The sequence below is a fragment of the Chryseobacterium polytrichastri genome (genome assembly GCF_900142445.1).
Classification (GTDB): Bacteria; Bacteroidota; Bacteroidia; order Flavobacteriales; family Weeksellaceae; genus Chryseobacterium; species Chryseobacterium polytrichastri.
Map to the genome: position 1 here is coordinate 59,031 of NZ_FRAV01000011.1, position 20,523 is coordinate 79,553.

10 protein-coding genes are annotated in these 20,523 nt (G+C 36.0%); 2 read left to right on the forward strand and 8 right to left on the reverse strand.

The genetic code is table 11. The features are described from left to right. Position 1: 1 nt before the first annotated feature. From BUB80_RS08910 to BUB80_RS08945, 8 genes are all read right to left on the reverse strand, one after another. Positions 2 to 1,474 carry a phytoene desaturase family protein gene (locus tag BUB80_RS08910; protein ID WP_073292584.1) on the reverse strand — a complete coding sequence of 491 codons (1,473 nt, stop codon included), beginning with the start codon at positions 1,472 to 1,474 and terminating at the stop codon, positions 2 to 4. Between the two features lie 2 nt (positions 1,475 to 1,476). Then, complete coding sequence (locus BUB80_RS08915) at positions 1,477 to 2,151, reverse strand: MarR family winged helix-turn-helix transcriptional regulator (protein ID WP_073292585.1); 675 nt, start codon at positions 2,149 to 2,151, stop codon at positions 1,477 to 1,479. A 301-nt stretch (positions 2,152 to 2,452) separates the two neighbouring features. Beyond that, the gene (locus tag BUB80_RS08920) at positions 2,453 to 3,847 is read right to left on the reverse strand and encodes an L-type lectin family protein (protein WP_073292586.1); all 1,395 of its coding nucleotides are present in this window, start codon (positions 3,845 to 3,847) and stop codon (positions 2,453 to 2,455) included. Between the two features lie 10 nt (positions 3,848 to 3,857). After that, positions 3,858 to 4,472 (reverse strand): hypothetical protein, encoded by a 615-nt coding sequence (locus BUB80_RS08925; protein ID WP_073292587.1) that lies wholly within the window; start codon positions 4,470 to 4,472, stop codon positions 3,858 to 3,860. A gap of 1,023 nt (positions 4,473 to 5,495) precedes the next feature. Next, on the reverse strand, positions 5,496 to 6,893 hold the full coding sequence (locus BUB80_RS08930) for an efflux transporter outer membrane subunit (protein ID WP_228433741.1): 1,398 nt from the start codon (positions 6,891 to 6,893) through the stop codon (positions 5,496 to 5,498). Positions 6,894 to 6,900: 7 nt separating this feature from the next. Further along, complete coding sequence (locus BUB80_RS08935) at positions 6,901 to 10,056, reverse strand: efflux RND transporter permease subunit (protein ID WP_073292588.1); 3,156 nt, start codon at positions 10,054 to 10,056, stop codon at positions 6,901 to 6,903. Between the two features lie 3 nt (positions 10,057 to 10,059). Next, on the reverse strand, positions 10,060 to 11,214 hold the full coding sequence (locus BUB80_RS08940; protein ID WP_073292589.1) for an efflux RND transporter periplasmic adaptor subunit: 1,155 nt from the start codon (positions 11,212 to 11,214) through the stop codon (positions 10,060 to 10,062). A gap of 369 nt (positions 11,215 to 11,583) precedes the next feature. Further along, a complete protein-coding gene (locus tag BUB80_RS08945) occupies positions 11,584 to 12,342 on the reverse strand; it encodes a response regulator transcription factor (RefSeq protein WP_073292590.1) in 759 nt (252 codons plus the stop codon). Positions 12,343 to 13,035: 693 nt separating this feature from the next. Here BUB80_RS08945 and BUB80_RS08950 point away from each other — a divergent pair. Both BUB80_RS08950 and BUB80_RS08955 read left to right on the forward strand, forming a co-directional pair. Beyond that, positions 13,036 to 17,541: a fibronectin type III domain-containing protein gene (locus tag BUB80_RS08950; RefSeq protein WP_175549582.1), complete on the forward strand. Its 4,506-nt coding sequence runs from the start codon at positions 13,036 to 13,038 to the stop codon at positions 17,539 to 17,541. A gap of 75 nt (positions 17,542 to 17,616) precedes the next feature. Continuing rightward, on the forward strand, positions 17,617 to 20,496 hold the full coding sequence (locus BUB80_RS08955) for a T9SS type B sorting domain-containing protein (RefSeq protein ID WP_073292592.1): 2,880 nt from the start codon (positions 17,617 to 17,619) through the stop codon (positions 20,494 to 20,496). Positions 20,497 to 20,523 lie beyond the last annotated feature (27 nt).

The window sequence follows — 20,523 nt, forward strand, 5'->3', positions numbered from 1 at the left end:
ATTAATTTGTTTTGGTGGCTTCAATGGCAGCAATTTTACCTGAAATAATCGACGGCGGAACACCGGGTCCAGGAACGGTAAGCTGTCCGGTATAAAAAAGATTTTTCACTTTCTTGTTCCTGAGTGACGGTTTCAAAACTGCGGTTTGTGATAAGGTGTTGGCAAGCCCGTACGCATTGCCTTCATAGGCATTATAATCTTCTTTAAAATCTTTAATACAGTAACTTTTTTTATAATCAATCTTTGGCAATAAATTCGAAACTCCTGTATGCTTTTCGAGTCTTATAATTATTTCAAGAAAATATTTTTCTCTTTCCATTTCAGAATCTTCTATTCCCGTTGCCACAGGCATGAGCAAGAATACGTTTTCGCAATTTTCAGGCGCAACATTGGGATCTGTTTTTGAAGGGCAACACGCATAAAACAATGGTTTTGTAGGCCATCTCTTATCTTCATAAATTTCTGTAGTGTGAAGGTCAAGCTCATTTTCAAAAAACAACGTATGATGTTTCAGATTGGGAATTTTTTCTTTAAACCCTAAATAATAAATCAGGCAGGAAGGCGCAAAAGTGAGCTTTTCCCAATATGATTCTTTATAATTTCTGAATTCTTCAGGCAACAGTTTACTTTCCGTATGATGATAATCTGAAGAAGCAATGATAGTGTCAAAATCTATTTCCTCACCATTAACAATCAGAGAAGTAGCTTTGGTATTTTCAACAATAATTTTTTCTACATTGGCATCAAAATGAAATTTCACTCCTTGGGCTTCCGCCACGTTTTTCATCGCATCAATCACTTTTGAAAAACCTCCCATCGGATACCAAGTCCCTAATTTGTAGCCACCATAATTCATTAAACTGTACAAAGCGGGAATATCTTTAGGTGCCGCTCCCAGAAAAATAACGGGGAATTCCATTAACGTGATCAACTTCGGATCCTTGAAATACTTTCTTACAAATTTTTTAAAATTGGTTAAAAGATCAAGCTTCAACGCACTTTTTGCAATTTTTGGAGAAACAAATTCAAACCATGAATGACAGGGTTTATTTACGAATTCTTTCATTCCCACTTCATATTTGTATCGGGCATCTTCCATGAATTCATCCAACTTTTTACCGGAGCCTTTTTCTGTTTTCTCAAACAAATCCCGCATTTCGGTATAATTGTGAGGGATATTCATTTTGCTATCGGAAAATACCATTTCAAATTGCGGATCAAGTGCTACAAGCTGAAAAAAATCTGACGTTTTTTTACCGAAATCTTCAAAAAAGGATTCTATAATATCCGGCATCCAGTACCAGCTTGGCCCCATATCAAAAGTATAACCATTATCTGTAACAAATTTTCTGGCTCTGCCACCCGCTGCACTATTCTTCTCAAAGACATGAACTTCATGACCTTCTTTTGCAGAATACGCTGCCGCTGACAATCCCGAAAACCCAGAACCAATAATCGCTATTTTCTTTTTCATTTTTAATTTTTCTCAAATGAATATTCCTGATAAACAGTGTTGATTAAATCTTTACTCTCTATGTTTCGATTAAAAATGGGATAATGAAATTTGTCTAATTTGTTCAGAATACGAATAAGATCCATCTTTTCAGAATAATTTAGATTGCCTGAAACAATATGTGTTGCGCTTCGGATCTTTTTCATTTGATTTTCCAATGCTTCGATTCCCAGTTCTGTAATTTTGATGAGTTTCGTTCTTTTGTCATCGTTTGAATCTGTCTGATGTACCCAACCTTGCTTTATTAATCTGGTAATAATTAACATTCCCACAGGCTTATCCTGAATATTTTTTTTAATGAGTTCCATTTTGGTCATTTCACCAAATGCTTTCAAATTGATCAGATAAATAAAATCTTCTTGCGTGGCAAAATCAGAACCCGAAATAGCAGATTTAGAATAGGTCTTTGCATACCTGTTGAGATGAACCAACAAAGTACTGATCGCACTTTCCGGGCTTCTTCCGCTTTCTTTGCCTTCCCAATAAGGAGCTTCTGCTTCATTATTACTAGCCATAGATTCTTTGTTGTAGATCCATGATTTGAATCCATCAACATCAGAAGAATACTGAGAATTTTTATTTTCAGTATCAAATTGCTCCAGTAAACCTACCACATCTTTAACAAGATCAAAATTCATAACCTTAAAATTAGAATACAAATATACCAAATTAAATGATATTTAGTTTATTTATGGATTAAAATTAAAGCTTTTTTAGGTAGAATCAGAAATATAGTTCACAAATATACTTTTTAAGATAAATGATTAAGAGAGATTAAAGAAATCAATCAGCACATTTCCCGAACATTTATACCTCAAAAAAAAACGCTACCTCATTACGTTTCAATAATCAATTACAAAAAAAAAAACCTTATTAATCGAATGATTAACAAGGCTTTCAACGTGAATATCTTATATTTTAATTAAGCGTAAACTAAAACTATTTATATCGTGCAGGCATACTTGGATTACTCATCACACTGCATTTTTTCACATCAATGGTTGTAGTTGCGGTATTATTGGTTGTATCTGTATCCGTTATTTCAGTTGTATTTGCAGTTGAAACATCTTTGAAAGTTTGGTTTGCTTTTACCCCTCTGATGTAATCTCCTGTAATAGTAACTATTCCGGAAGATTTTGCTGCTAAACCTACGATTCCATTAATTTCATTGGTGGTAAAATTAGAAGTCGGTATCGTTGAGTTCGTAAAACCACTGCTTAAAACCACACTCGTAATTTTAAATTGAGAGTTGGTAAGCAATGTATTGGCTGCATTGGTTACTTTACTAGTGAAACTGATATTGTTCAATGCTGCTGCTGTATCATTCGTAACCTCAACTTTAAAACTTACTGTATTTTTCTTCTCATTACATGCAAACGGAAAATCTGCACGGCTGTCTACCCTTAAATTTCCTGGAGTCGTTAACAAGATATTTCTAATTTCCTGAAAATTAAAACCTCCTCCTGTTGAAGCTGCAAATCCTAATTTTAAATTGGTTGGTATCGGGTAAGTTGTACCGTTTAATGTATAATTCAGAACCTCTGTAAAAGTGGTTTGGTTTTGCTTTCTCCATTTGATTGATATTACATAATCATTTCCTGGTTTTGTAATACTAATTTGTACTCTTCTGTAAAAAACATCACTTGCAGGTCTGGATGTAGTTACTGTGTTATAATCAATCTCATCCCTTTGTCTGATCGCATTTAACGTTCCAGTTCTATCTCCTAAATCAACTCTCGTTAGGTATGTATTTGAAAGCGAATAGGTAGAGCTACTAGGGCCTCGAACGATGATAGAGTTAGGAACTGCATTGGCACTACCGCCGTTCCTACTCTCGGTATTTGTAGCGTAATTACCATAAGCATCAAAACCAATTCCCAGATATCCACCTGATAAACCAGTAGTTCCGGCCGGATTACTAAAAGTAGCATATCCTAAAGAACCTCCGTAACCTCCGAGCTTAAAATCAGCTTCACTCACTGATGCATTAAACAAAAAGACAGAAAACCCATCAGCTCCAAAATAGGTCGGATCTGATACATTACGCCACTGCACATATTCAAAATCCGCAATCACTCCCAACGTTGTGGGAAACCCCTGCATTACATACATATACCCTTTCTGATTGGTTTTTGCTTCGGTAAGCCTTAACCATCCTGCTCCATTTATATCAACACCGCTGGCAGCCGTTAAATAGGCATTATCTCCAATCTTTAATCCTGCAGAATTATTAGATTTCAAAGTATTGGTAATGGTAAACTGTGCATAAATATTTCCTGTAAGAGAAATTAAAAGTATGAAACTTGCTATTAAATATTTTTTATAAAAAATCATTTTAATACATTTATTTAACAACAAATACAATATTCATAAAACTCGCTTCTGTAGCATTACTGCTTACTGTGTAGTTCATTACACCACTGGCATTTATGGTTACTCCTGTGAAAACAGTAGAATCCAGATAGGTTACATAATATTCCAGATCACCCCTTTCCAACACGGGAATTTTTCCTGCTGAGCCTGTACTTGACACTGCCGGTGTGCTGAATTGCGTTAAATAAAGTTGATATAAATCTTTCGTTCCGGCACCTAACGTTGTAGTATCAAACAAAATAGATGGCATGTAAAAAAACTTTGGCATTGTTAATCCTACCCATTTTGAGATACTGTTTTTATAATAGTAAAATCCGGGACTTGTGATATTGGATGTTTTTGTAGTTGGAGTTCCAGGAGCACTTGTAGCATACACAACCGTTGAGTTCTGATCTGCTCCGTATAAATTATCTTTTGCCGCCAGATCTGTTCCTGTTATTCTTACGGTAAGAAACCCTTCTGCACTTGTTGTATTTACTGATTTATTAATATCTAAAGATGCTTTGGGCGTAATTGTATTGATTCCAACTTGCGCATTCAAAGTTAAAGCTGAAAAAAAGCCAATTGATAAAACTAAATTCCTCATTATTTTAAGTATTCATAATTATTTCCGCAAATCTACTCAAAATGAATAATTAAAATAATCAAACGTGGTATCTCGATTAATTATAACAAGCTTATTATCAAGCTTAATTATTAAGATTTTTTACGAAAATTTTTACAACCCCATATAGTCATATTAGAATTACGCCATCCATACAACAATAAAACACCTTAAAAAATAACATATTCGTAAAAAAACATAGTTTAAAAACGTTTTTTATTGCAATTCTATAAAATTTCGCTTCCAAAATCTAAATTACGTTTTCACACCTCATCAAATTACATTTTAATCATAAAAATCACAAAATAGTGAAGAAAATACAATTTTAAAAATTTTGAATTAAATATTATCTTTCAAAGTATTCTATCTGTTATAATAAAACTTTGAAGAGTGATATAACTTTTTGCTACAGGTCTAATAATTCACTTTTTTTAATAAAAAAACAAGCATTAAAATCTCATAAAAAATGAATAAAACTAAACGTAATAGATTATATCTATACTTAATAATTATCAAATTTATTTCAATATAATTCGTCAAATACCCCTTTATAGAATCTCTTTTAAGACTCATTTTCATTTATAAAAATGAATATTATAACGATTATCTGCCTATTTTATAAACTTGTTTAAACTTTTTATTTTAACCACAAAAGAGATAAAAGATTAGCATATTATTTATTTAAGTTCATAATGAACTGCAAACAAGAACACATAAGTTTAAAAAAATCTTTGATTTTTATTCTTTTGTAAGCTTTGTTTTCAAATAGTTCAACTTTAAATGATTCAATAATAGCTTTTGTATCTTTTGTGGTTAAATTTTTTAATTAGTTTAAACAGGCTTTGTATTAAAAAGTGCTATTGACAAACAAAAAACCCTTTAAACAATCGTATGTAAAGGGTTAAAATTTGTCTTAAAAAAGCGATAATTCTAATAGAAATATCGGTATTAAAAAGTGGAATTATCAATAATTATTAGATATTAGAAGGCAAAATAGCTCTATCATTATTTCCATCCTCCTCCTAAAGCGGCATACAAATTCACGACTGCCTGAAGCTGTTGAAGCTTATCAGTAACCGCACTTTGTCTTGCACTTAAAAGACTTTGTTCTGAAGTAAGAACGTCTGTATAATTGGTGGCACTGGTATATTTTAGCAATTCTTTTGTAAAATGAACTGCCTTTTCAAGATTAGCGATTTGCTCCTTACGAGAAGATGATTTTTCATCTACCATCTGATATTGATAAAGCGCATTAGATACCTCCTGCCCTGCGGTAAGCAATATTTTACTATAATTATATTCGGCAGCTTCGTAATTGGCCTGTGCTATTTTTAGTTTCTGTTTATTGAGACCGTTATTGAAAATAGGCTGTGTCAATCCACCCACAACATTGGCTAAAAAAGCGCCTGCATTGAAAACAGATTTCAACTCTGTAGCATACAAACCTGCCTGCCCTGTTATCGTAAGCGAGGGATAAAATGAAGTTTTGGCAACATTTACTTGTTCAAAATAACTTCGCAGTTGCAGTTCGGCTTCTTTTACATCAGGTCTGTTAGCAAGGAGCTCCACAGGCAACCCCGTTGACAACTCATTATACGTCTGTTCATTAAAAAGTAAATCTCTTTTAATAGCTCCCGGCACCCTTCCCAGTAATAAAGACAATGTATTTTCTGTCTGGCGAATGCTATTTTTGATATCGGGAACTGTAGATTTTACTGAATAATAATTCGCAGCACTTTGTACCACTGCAGCACCCGTAACCACATCGCTGTTTTTTAAAATCTTCATTGTTTCTGTATCCTTAGAATATACTTCTAACGACTGCTGAACAATGGCAAGCTGCTCATCATACGCAAGCAATTGATAATATGAAATAGCAATATTGGCAATAAGCTGAGTCTGCACCGCCTGTCTATACGCATCACTAGCAAGATAGCTGGCATACATGGATCTTTTAGTACTTCTTAGTTTACCCCAAATATCCACCTGCCAAGATGAAAGCGCATATAGCTGATAAACCTGTGGATTCGAAGCCTGATTATTAGATGGATGATATTCTCCCGCCGAAGCATTACCAGAAAGCGAAGGTAACAATGCCTGTTTGCTTTGGACAAAATTAGCTTCTGCCGCTTTCAAATTGGCGGTAGCTGTTTTCAGATCTAAATTATGATCAATCCCTTCACTAATGAGCTGTTGCAATAGTGGATCTTTAAATATTTCTTTCCAGGAAAGTACAGCAATACTTTTGGCAGTAGTCTTTGCTGAATCTCCATATAAATTATCCTGAACTGATTGTTTATTGGCATAAGGTTTCGTAACATCACAACTGTAAAGTATCGCTGAAAATGCTGCAATCTGTAGAATAAACTTGTATTTTTTCGTCAATTGTTTCATGCTTTTCATTCTAAGATTATTTTTTGTTTTCAACAATCAATTCATCATTTTCGTCATACTTATTAGACTTTATTTTCTCCTGTAATCCTTGGAAAATCACATACAATCCAGGTATAACAAATATTCCAAGCAAAGTCCCGAATAACATTCCACCAATGGAACCAATACCAATAGATCTGTTCCCATTGGCACCAACTCCTGTAGAAAACATTAAAGGCATTAACCCAAAAATAAACGCCAATGAAGTCATTAATATCGGACGAATTCTGATTTTAGCACCTTCCAGTGCGCTCTCCAACAATCCCATTCCTTCCTGTCTTTTTTCCAGAGAAAACTCAACCATCAAAATAGCATTCTTAGCCAAGAGACCAATCAGCATGATCATACAGATCTGCACATAAATATTATTATCTATTCCAAACAGCTTTGCAAAAACAAATATCCCGCTTAGTCCAACAGGAAGCGAAAGAATAACCGCTAGCGGAAGAATGTAACTTTCGTACAAAGCACTCAGCAACAGATATACAAAACAAAGACTTAGCAAAAATATAATACTAGCCTGAGAGCCTGAATTTTGCTCTTCTTTACTCATTCCACTATATTCAAAACTATAGCCCGGCGGTAAAGACTGAGCTGCCACTTCATTGATTGCCTCCATGGATTGCCCGGTACTGTATCCGTTGTTAGGAGACCCATTGATTGAAATAGCATTATACATATTAAAACGGGAGATAGAGGAAGGTCCAAATACCTTTTTCATCGTCACATATTCTGAAATAGGACTCATGGTTCCGCTACTCGTTCGTATTTTGATATTGTTCATTTGCTCAACTGTTCCTCTGTAAGGATTATCAGCCTGAAGAATAACCTGATACTGCTGACCAAATTCTGTAAAGTTGCTTACATACGAACTTCCGTAATATACATTCATCAGATTTAATATATCCGCAGGTTGCACCCCATTGTCTTCACATTTAGCAATATTAATATCTACTTCATATTGCGGAAAGTTAGGATTAAAGGCTGTTGCCGCATATTGAATTTCAGGTCGTTTATTTAATACTGCCAGGAAATTTTGGGAGACTGCATAAAAATCACTGATGCTATGTCCGCCTCTGTCTTCTATTTGAAAAGTAAAACCTCCACTGGTTCCAAAACCACTAATAGTTGGTTGCTGCATGAAATTAATGGAAGCGCCCCGAATATTTTTCGTTTTATCTGTCAGCTGTGTTATAATATCTTTATCAGTGATACCGGGACGATCACTCCAAGGCGTAAGGCGTAAAATCAACATTCCGTAAGAACTTCCGCTTCCTCCTAATTGATTTTGCCCCAGCGTCGTCATGGATGCCTGCACCTGAGGAATGGTATGAGCAATGCTATCGATTTGTTTATTGATGAGCTGTACTCTTTCTTTTGTCGCAGCAGCAGGCAATGTAACATTCACAAAAACAGTCCCCATATCTTCCGCAGGAACAAAACTGGATGCCACACTTTTGATTGTAAAATAAAAAAGCCCTCCAAAAGCAACAACAATAATAGCCGTCAGCCATTTTCTTCTGATCAGAAAGCTTACTGCTTCTGTATATTTTTTGATTACTTTTTCATAATTTGAATTAAAGCCATCCTTCATTTTTTGAAGAAAACCTTTTTTAGCACCTTCTTCTTCCTGTTTGTGTGGTCGTAGAAACATCGCAGCCAAAGCGGGACTTAACGTTAATGCATTCACCGCCGAAATCATAATGGCAATCGCTAATGTAATTCCAAACTGTTTGTAAAATACACCCGCCGAACCTCCCAAGAAAGTAACCGGAAGAAATACAGAAGCCATCACAAGCGTAATAGAAACAATGGCTGGTGCAATTTCTCCCATGGCATCAATAGCAGCCTTTCGAGGTGAAGTATAGCCATGTTCCAATTTACTGTGAACTGCTTCCACCACTACCACCGCATCGTCTACCACAATACCAATCGCCAATACCAAGGCAAATAAAGTAAGAAGATTAAGACTGTATCCAAATAAATACAAAAAGAAAAATGTTCCTATAATAGATACCGGAACCGAAACTCCATGGATAATTGTAGACCGTACATCCTGTAAAAAAATAAGGATTACCAGAAATACCAATAAAAAACATTCAACAAGTGTATGAAGTACTTTGGAGATACTTTCATTTAAAAAGTTGTTGATGTTGACCAGCTCCAGCATTTTTATTCCCGAAGGAAAAATTTTAGAAGCATCTGCCATTACCTTCTGAGCCCCAACAATTACTTCCTGCGCATTAGAACCCGGTGTCTGGCTGATAGCAATTGCTACTGCAGGTTTCCCATTGATAGCCGTAGCACTTGTATAGGTTTGCGTTCCTAAATCAATTCTGGCAATATCTTTTAAATATAAATACTGTCCGTTTCCGATTGATTTAACAATCACTTTTTGAAATTGATCCAACGAAACTAACGTCCCGGAATAGGTAATATCATATTGAAAGGCCTGCGCCATATTATCTCCAATTTTACCCGGAGCAGCATTGAAGTTTTGCGCATTTAATGCCGCTGTTACATCAGAAGGAACCAATCCATACGCCGCCATTTTATCTGGTTGTAACCAAATACGCATCGCATACGTCATCGCACCTCCAAATACACTGGCACCTCCTACTCCTTTTGCTCTCTGCAGCTGCGGAACGATATTGATGGCCGCGTAATTTTGTAAAAACTTCTGATCATATTGTTTTTTATCACTGTATAATCCTACAATTAAAACGTTACTACTCTGTTGCTTTCTTACCGTTACCCCCGCTTGGGTTACTGCTTGCGGAAGTTTAGACAATACCGTGCTTATACGGTTTTGCACATCCACAGCAGCCTGATTAGGGTCTACTCCTACTGCAAAGTATACACTGATACTGGCTGACCCCGTATTACTGGCTGAGGAAGTCATGTAGGTCATACCCTCAACTCCGTTTATCTGTTGTTCTAACGGATATACTACGCTGTTAATTAACGTTGTTGTATTAGCACCAGGATAGGAAGCAGAAACCTGAATGGTAGGCGGAGCAATATCCGGATATTGTGCTACAGGCAAACTGCTTATTCCCAAAATCCCCAATACGATAATGATTACAGAAATTACTGTACTCAATACCGGTCTTCTTATAAATAATTTTAGCATGACCTATGGGTTTGATTTGGTTTTCATCGTACGGTAAATATTCTCAGAATTAGCAGGTATCGGCTTTATGACTGTACTATCGCTAATATTAAGCCCATTAAGAACAACCTTATCACCAGCGTTTATTCCACTTTTCACCACCACAAAATTACCATCATCAGTCGGCGAAGTAGTCACTGCCATACTCATCACCTGATTACCTTTCATGAGTTTATAAACGAATGATTTATCCTGCATCTGGTAAATCGCTATTTGCGGCACCAACAGAGAATTATCCATATTCACAGGAATTCGGATGGTTGCACTTGCTCCATTTTGAATAAGTCCTAATTTATTATTAAATATCGCTTTAAAAACGGCTGTTCCTGTACTGCTGTCGATTCCCCCGCTGGCTGTTTCCAATCTTCCTTTTTCCGGAAAGACAGTACCATCTGCTAGAACCAACGTTACAAGTGGCATATTATTTAACTTTTCAGTGGTTGTACCGCCTTTCATATTCGCAAGAAATGCAAGCAACTGTTTTTCACTAAGAGAAAAGTAAGCAAATACATTTGTAGTATTAGATAATGTAGTTAAAGGATCCGTTGCTGTACTGCTCACTAAAGCACCAATCTTAAAAGGAATAAGCCCAATGGTTCCACTTTGAGGACTTCTTATATAAGTATATCCTTGATTGGTTAGTGCATTCGCAAGCGTTGCTTTTGCCTGAGATAAAGCAGCTTGCTCAGACTGTAAAGCATATTGTGCGGAACTGAGCTGATATTTACTTACAATTTCCTGTTCCACTAAAGGTCTTGCTTTCTCCACGTTCATACGAGCCGTGTTCACGTTGGCTTCTGCTATTTTTATAGCCCCTTTAGCGGTAACAATATCTTGTTCATATTGAGGGTTTTTAATTCGAAATAACAATTGTCCTTTTGTTACCGTTGCCCCTTCCGGCACATAAATATCCTGAAGGTAACCGGATACCATAGGCTTGATCTCAACCACATTTTCTCCTTGTATTGAAGCCGGGAAATCATTGTAAACGATAACTTGCCGAGGTGCTAATGTTAAGACCTGATACGATTGTACAGGAGTTTCTTTTGTCTTTACCTTTTTGTCACCACAGGATAGCAATATCACTGAAATAAAAAGAACAAATTTATTTTTTATCATAGGAATGTGTTTATATAAAATAAATTCAAACAAAAACACAGAATGACTTAAAAACCAACCATCTTAAAATTTGAATTTCTAATTTTATGATTATAAAAATAAGATTTTAATAGATAATTTTCAATAAAAATATTTAATCTTAACGTATTTTTATATAAAGAATGGAAATAAAGAAACCTAACTTTATAAAAATCCAGATTGCACATAAACACTTCTTATCCTATTTAGGACAAAATAATAAGCTGTCAAATAAACTCTGAAATCTAAGTAAAAAGACTCGTTACATATATAAAAACCTTTAAACATCACCATTTAAACGCTTCTTATCTTCCAATTTGCATTGATACTATAATTTATTTTCAATCTCAACTAAATCAGCTTATTCAATACAACATAGGATATTGCTTCTGTTATATTATTTACTCCAATTTTTTCAAACAATTTACGGCGATGAAATTTAACAGTGTCTGGTGAGAGATACAACCGCTGGGCTATTTCTTCTATTTTCAACCCTTGAAGATAAAACCTTATGATTTCAATTTCCCTTATTTTTAAGGTAATTTTATGTTCTTCTTTCCATTTGCCGGTAAGAAGATTATAGGTCCAATAGGTTTCAGAGGTATTAGATTGTATGCAAATATTTCCTGCAGTTTGGTTCTGGGAGTAAGACACCAAACACACCATTTTAGAGATATCACCATTTTCAGAGATTTCGATCGGAATCATTTTATGATTGATCAATACATCACTATTGCTTGCATTTGTTACATGAAAATCATAAGTAATACTGTAAGTCTTTTTCTCTTCAAGAGATAAACATTCGAAAAATTTAAACCCTACATTCGCTACCTTCATTAATACTTTAAGATCATCAGCTTTTGTGAACTTACGATAAAAATCATAGCCTAATTTTTCTACTTCACTAGATCGTAGACCTGAAAAAAGAGAAGGATTTTCTGAAAGGAATTCAATTTTTTCGTTAACAAAATCCAAGATAAAAACACATCCAAAGCTTATTCTTGCTAGGCCTTTAAGCGCCTCCAAATATTTTTTTGAAGTTTCTTTTTGCTCTGATGGAGGGAAAGCGGAAATATTGCCGGCCCAAAGTGAATTTGGGATGTCATTCATACGTGTATCTTATCTGTAATTAGTTAATTCCAAAACTACACAAAAGTGTAGTAATATTAAAATTTTATTAAATTATTTTTACCACTATATTAATATTCATGTCATGTTAAAAAAAAGTATTGCTTAAATGATAAAAATTCATAACAAAATATTTAATAATAAATCATTAACAATAGCTTACAAGCAGAATTGCTTAAAAAATAATCCATATTCCAATTCTAATGGTCATACTGACTACAGTATGGCCATTAATTTTTTTAAAATTATAACATACATGCTTTTATTTGAAAGTTTAAAAGCAGCAAAGAGAAATATAAAAACGACCTAAAAACAAACCTAATATGAAGTATAAACAATGAGAAACAAAAGAATGATACTAAAATTAAGAAACTACCTTAGTACTATTGTATCCAGTATTAAAAAACAAATTTTTATTCAAGATTTAATTTAAAAACTAAATCAGTTCAAAATCCAATTGAAAATTAAATTATGACTCACACCAAATTTGGGATAATTACGCATAATTTTTATTTCACGACTGTTTGATAAATTAAAAAACAACTTAACTATTAACAATATAAATCTCTATCCTATGTAAAAATCATCTTTAATCGTATTAGAAAAAATCATCACATGGAATTACACCAAAAGTTCCATAATATATTCATCAAAACATACTTAACCAATTATCATATGAGAAAAAATTTACTAATTATCAGTTTTTTACTGTCTTTTACTTCGATTCTCTCAGGACAAACATGCAACCCTGTTCCGGTCCCCTTTTTACAATCGTTTAGCACCGGAGCTCTTCCAACATGCTGGGTAAATCAGAATCCAACGACCACTTCCACCAACGCTAATGTAAAATGGAAATTTACGGGAGCAGCAGGATATGGAGCCACCGGAAATGGAGGAAAACCTGCGGGAACCTTTGCATGGGTAGATGCGTCTACCCCTCTTGACAACGAACATACTGTTGAATTACTCAGTCCACAAATTAATTTAACAGGATTAACGAATCCTTATGTAAAATTTGAATGGTTCAAAGATCATTTAACAGCACTTAACGGAACTGTACCTCTTGCCGAGCCCAATCAGCTAAAACTTGAAGTAAATAATGGTACCGGATGGGTTCAAATTTGGGCAAGCAACACCAATAACCCCGAATGGAGAACGGTAGGCATTCCGTTAGCAGCAAGCTACGTAGGAACTACAATCCAATTAAAATTCACCGTTGATAAAGATGTAGCAGCAGGAGGTGATTTTTACGATGATATATTAATAGATGAGGTACAAGTAATACAGGCTCCTACTTGTTTTGAACCAACAACTTTACCTGTAAGTAATATCATTCCTACATCAGGAACCATTAATTGGGCGGCACCTGCTTCGCCAGCACCCGCTCCTGCGAATGGATATGAATATTATTATAACACAATAAATATTCCCCCAATTGCATCCACTGTAGGTACGGCAAATCCGGGAACCAGCGTAAACTTAACTCCACTTATTCCGGGAACAACCTATTATTGGTGGGTGAGATCGGTTTGCTCAGCTACCGACAAATCGCCATGGGTAGTAGGTGCTCCTTTTACCCCTGGACAAATTGGAGGTGGTACTGCTACAAATGCATTTTTGCCTGTTTATTCTTGCTCGGCATTTAATTACTCGCAACAGATTTATTTGACATCAGAAGTTGCAGGAGCTGTGGGAAACAATAATTATATAACATCTGTTAAATTTTTCGTCTCTACCATCGGAACTGCTCAGGCCAATTATAATCAATGGAATGTTTATATGGGGAATACAACCCAAACTGATTTTCCAACAACGAGTAATTGGGTTCCTTCTGCATCTTTAACACAAGTGTATTCTGGTACACTACCGGTAATGACCGCGGGAACATGGGTAACAATTCCACTAACCACACCTTTCCTATGGAACGGTACAAGCAATCTGGTAATTGGTGTTGATGAAAACTCTACAGGAACATCGTGTACTGCAAACTGGGGAAGCTATACTGCGGGAACCAACCGAGGGATGATTTATTACAACGCAACAACCAATCCTGATCCTGCAAATCCTCCTACCGCTATCAGCAGATATGCTACACTTCCAAGGATTCAGTTAGTGGGTACGGTTTTATCACCCTGCACCAACGTACCTCCTGCTAATATTGCAGTTAATAATATTACCACAACATCAGCAACAGTTTCTTGGACGCCTACCGCAAATGCGACCTATGTTGTAATGTATAGATCATTACCTTCTGGAGTATGGCAGACTATTAATGTTACAACTCCTTTCACGAACAATGTTACCCTTCCTGCTCTTCTAGAATCCACTCAATACGAGGTGCAAGTTGCTACAGTCTGTGGAACGCAGGGAGCGTTTTCACCTGTTACTACTTTTACAACTCCTGCATTAACCTATTGCAATTCTGGTACAGCAACCGTTACCAATGGTTACATCAGTAATATTACAATGATTGGTTCGAATGTACCTTTAACAAGTAACAATTCAGGGCCAACTACTTATACTGATTATTCTTTAGATCCTACCAAGACCATTACCTTATTGCGAAATTCAACCAATAATGTATTATCTGTAGGAAGATCAATCAGCTCAGGAACTTATACAACCAATGCATGGATTGATTTTAACGGAGATGGAATTTTTAATAACATCCCGTCTACAACGCCAGGTGGTGAAAGAATCATGAATTTAGGATACTCCAGCACAACACCGCTTACTGCTAACTTTGGAGTTCCTGCCAATGCTTACACAGGAACAAGTAAAATAAAAATGCGTGTTATTGTGTATGCTTTAACACCCACTGATGCTTGCTCAGCGCTAACAAGTAATGGCGAAGTTGAAGATTATTATGTAAAATTTATAGATCTTCAACCATGTACTACAGCACCTCCAACGAATATGGCGGTAAATAATATTACGCACAATACAGCGTATGTTTCTTGGCTGCCTACTGCCAATGCAACGTATGTAATCAGATGGAGACAGGGCACTACAGGGGCCTGGCTTCCTACAGCTGCTGGCTTAACGCTTCCGGCAGGACAGAGCTTTCATACCATTCCCGGACTTCTTGAGCAGACTGCATATCAGGTTCAGGTAGCAACAATTTGCGGTGGTACACAAGGAACATTTTCACCCAATATAAACTTTACAACACTTCCGTTGACGTATTGTAACATGAGTGGTACAGGAACCAACGATCACATTTCTAATGTGAAAGTCACCCCCATTAATTTCCCCATTATGGATAACACCTCTGTTCAGACCAATTATATGAACTATGTTACTCCTGCAACATTAATCAATTTAGAAATTGGTTCTATAGGAAATCAATTATCTGTTTCAAAAGGTTGGACAGGCACCACATCTGCAGATGCAGTATATGCATGGATTGACTGGGATAGAAACGGAGTGTTTACAGATGCCGAAAGAATTATGACTTCAGCCTCAAGTACAACAACTCCCGTAACAGCAGCCTTTGATGTGCCAACAACCGGCATTTACACAGGACCATTAACGACAACAATGAGAGTTGCTCTTAAACGTGGAAGCGCTCCCGTAATCTGTGTGGATCCCGCTAATGGTGAAGTTGAAGATTATGCCGTAAAATTGAGACCTTGTAACAACACAACACCAGGAGCTCCTGCATTCAACGCGATTACACATAATTCTGTGGCAGTCAACTGGACTGTTGCGACTAACAATAATGCATTTATCTTAGAATACAGAGCTATTACTATTCCCGCTTCAGGTTGGATTACATTAAATCCGTCTGTTCTCGCAGGAAACCCTCCATTAACAATCAATGGTTTACTACCGGCTACTACGTATGAAGTGAGAATTGCAGCAGTTTGCGGAAATACACCTGGTACGTATACCGCGATTAAAACATTCACAACGAGATGCGATCCTACACCTCCCAATGTTACAATAAGCAATATTACTTCCACTTCTGCGGTTGTTACCTGGAACCCAATTGTTCCTAATGCAACCTATATTTTAAGTTGGAGAGAAGTAGGCACTATCCCTTGGAATACCCCAACTGTTCCTCAACCACCAGCAAACTCTTATACTATTCAGAATTTAGATTCATTTAAAACATATGAAGTAAAAGTGGCTAATATATGTGTAGGGGAAACAAATCCAAATCAATGGTCAAACCCTAAAACATTTACAACAATAAGAATTTGCGAACTACCTCCTCCGGGACTTACCATTCATAATCTTACGCCAACAACTGCAGAAGTAGTTTGGGATGCATTCCCGGGAGCAACTTATGTTCTAAGATATAGAAAAGTGGGAATTCCGAGTTGGACCGATATTTCAGTAAATACCAACACGTATACCCTGACGGGACTATTGGAATTAACGAAGTATGAAATGCAGGTTGCCAATGTTTGTAGTGGAAATCCGCCAAATTTTACTGCTCTTTATTATTTCACAACTCCTACTGTAGTTTACTGCCAGATGACATCAGCTAATTCTGCAACAGAGTACATCTCAAAAGTTACCGCAAAACCTAATGGTAAACCGGAAATGATTAATGAATCTGTAGCCTCAAATTATTCAGATTTTACAGGAAACTCCTTAAAATTCATTGAATTAATTCAAGGATCAACCGGAAATAAAATCATCATAGATAAAAACCTAAACTCTGGCGCCAAAGCAGGAGTAGCTGTGTGGATTGATTTCAACAGAAATGGATATTTCGATATTGATGAAAGAATCATGGCTGACGGACCTAACACCAATCCAACATCAACCACTACATTCACTGTGCCAAATGATGCATTTATAAGCCTTACAGATTATCATTATGTTGTAATGAGAGTCGCCATGGGTAAAGATGAAATTCCGGTAAACTGTGTTAGTTTCCCAAATGGCGAAGTAGAAGATTATACCGTTAGAATTTCTAAAGAAAAAGTAGCCAATTCGGTAAACCAAACAGATATCCTGATCTACCCTAACCCTGTAAGCACAACATTGTATGTGAAAAACATCAGCAGAAAAGCGAATTATAAAATCTATACTGCTGTAGGAAGATTGGTATCAAATGGCGTCATCTTGAATAATACTATTAATGTAAGCAACCTTATTAAAGGTGTATACATTATAGAAATAGAAGATATTCAAGGATCTGTACAAAAGAAATTTATTAAAGAATAAATAACCCATAAGATTTACTAAAGCTGTGTTAATATATACACAGCTTTAGTTACATTAAATTCTAATTCCATCATTATGAAAAAGTTTCTACTAAGTTTTGTATTAGTTTTTACGACATTCTGTTCCCTCTTTGCACAAAGAGATACAGATCATTGGATTGCTCCGTATTTTGACAGCTCAAGTAGCGGATATAATCAAGCATTATATTTTTCAACAGATTCTGTTGCTCCTTTTGAAGTAAAAATATATAGCAATAACATTGAAATTGGAAGTGTGACTATTGCCCTGAATGATCCAAAAGTATTTCATATTCCGGCAACAATTACACCTGCTAACCCGGCTCTGCCCGGCAATGTAATAAAGGTAATAGACGATGCAGACGCATTTACTGTTCTTAATAAAGGTATTTACACAAAAGGTGCAAAACCGTATTTTTTAACCATGAGAATGTATGTTGGTTCTCACGGTGAAATCCTTACATCCAAAGGAAAATCAGGAATTGGTAAAACTTTTTATGCAGCATCTGCACCCATTACAAATACAACAGCAACAAGCTATAATTTCACCACAGGAATTATGACTACAGAAGATAACACGGTAGTTACTGTTTCCGGATTTAATCCTGGTGTGGTATTTATTAACCAACCTACAACGGTCACAGCACCTATTACTTTCACGTTAAATAAAGGCCAATCCTATCTCTTGGTGGGAGAAGCAAATGTTTCTGCAAACGCTACCGGATTTATTGGTGCCAAAATTATTGCTGACAAACCGGTTTCGGTTACCAATGGTAATTCAAATGGATATTATGCAACCAATACTACAGGCACAGATGGTTCAGATTTAATTCTTGATCAATCTGTTCCAATCGATCGTTTAGGAAAAGAGTTTGCGATGATCAGAACGCTTGCTTCTTTAAATACCGGAGATAATATGGAAGGAGGTATCATCATCGCTACAGAGAACAATACCGAAATATTTCTAAATGACAACCCAACAGCTGTTGCAACACTTAATGAAGGAGAATTCTACAGAATTCTGGATTCAGGTTATACACTGCAGGGAACAGCAGGTCATTATAATATTTATGTAAGGGCCACTAAAAATGTATATTTATATCAACTTGTCTCAGGTAATCAGGCAAATGCCAAAAACAATGGCGGTTATAATTACATTCCACCATTGAACTGTTTTTTACCCCGAAAAATTGAGCAAATCGGTAAGATCTCAGAAATGCCTTTAACAGCTACTACATCAGGTCAACCTACCAATAATTTCTTATTAAAACTGAATATCATCACGGAAGCAGGGGCTACCGTTTTAGTGAATAATAATCCTCCAACGGCTGCAGAAGGTCCATACCCATTGTTAGGTAATACCAACTGGGTAACATATGCAATATCCGGAGTGAGTGATAATCTCACCATTCAATCTACTAAAGCTGTTACAGCAGGGGTAAACGGCGGATATAGTTCTGCCGGATATGGAGGATATTTTGCAGGATTCTCTTCAGTTCCTGTGATCTCAAAAAAATCAGGAGAATGTGCTCCAGGAATCATACTGGAAGTAGATGACGGTTATGACAGTTATCAATGGTATCTAAACGGTGTTGCCATCCCTGGTGCTACCTCAAATACCTATGCGCCTTTAGTAGGTGGAAATTACACCGTGATAGTAGGTATGGGAACTTGTGCGCCGATAACAACGCCTATCTATAAAGTCTATTCTTGTGTTAAAAATACAACGGCTAGTCTAAATGCCTGTGCTACAAAAATAATCACTCCAGCATTTACAAGCTCACCACAAGCTCCGGTTCCAAGTACGGTAACCATTATTACACAACCCACTCATGGAACAGCAGTCGTAAATCCGGCAACAGGTACAATCACCTACACCCCTGTCACAGGATATATAGGGACGGACGTGATCGTTTATAAATTCTGTGGAAATGGTGGTGAATTTGTAGATTGTGAAATCGTAACATTAACCTTAACCGTTGTTCCATTCATTGTAAAAGATGCAAGACTGGAAGCTTGCCAATATGATGACAAAGCATTTTTTGATTTAACTACAGCAAACGTTATTGATTTTACTCAGGTAACTAAAAGATATTACCCTACCCTAGCAGATCTGAACGCAAATACCAATCAAATTATAGATATTACCAACTATGGTTCTGCAGGAGGATTTGTATATGTAAAGATAACCAGCAATGAAGGGTGTACGGCCAATGCAAAAATTGAATTAGTTGCAAAACCTATTAAAAAATCACCAATTCTTGTAGATAAATATATCTGTATTGATGCTAAAACAAATCTGGAAGCAGGTGCTGGATACGATTCTTACCTTTGGAGTACAGGAGCAACAACATCAGGAATTCAAGGAGTCGGTGTTGGAGAATATACCGTTGTTCTTGGAAAAAATGGATGTTTTGTTACCCAGGTTGTGAGAGTTAAGAAAACAGTAGATCCTGTGATTACCCAAATAGAGATCTCTACAACAACAGCAACCGTACACGTAAACGGAGGAACTCCACCTTACAAATATTCAGTAGATGGAATTACCAATTGGCAGGATTCTAATGTATTTACAGATCTTTCAAGAGGTCAGCATACATTCTATGTAAAAGATTCTTACAACTGTACGCCTATTTCAGTTGAGGTTACTGTACCTAATCTAATCAATGCAATTACTCCAAACGGAGATAACAAAAATGATTATATTGATTACAGCGAACTGTCTTACAAACTTAATCTAACCTTTGTAATCTATGACCGATATGGCAATAAAATATTCACAGGCGATAAGTTCAACAACTACAGATGGGATGGTAAACATTTCGATAAGAAAATACAAACCGGAACCTATTGGTATCACATCAACTGGAATGAACCCAACAAACAACAGACTCCAATAAAATACACAGGTTGGATTCTTGTAAAAAATAGAGAATAAGCTTTCATTATAACAACAAAATGTATC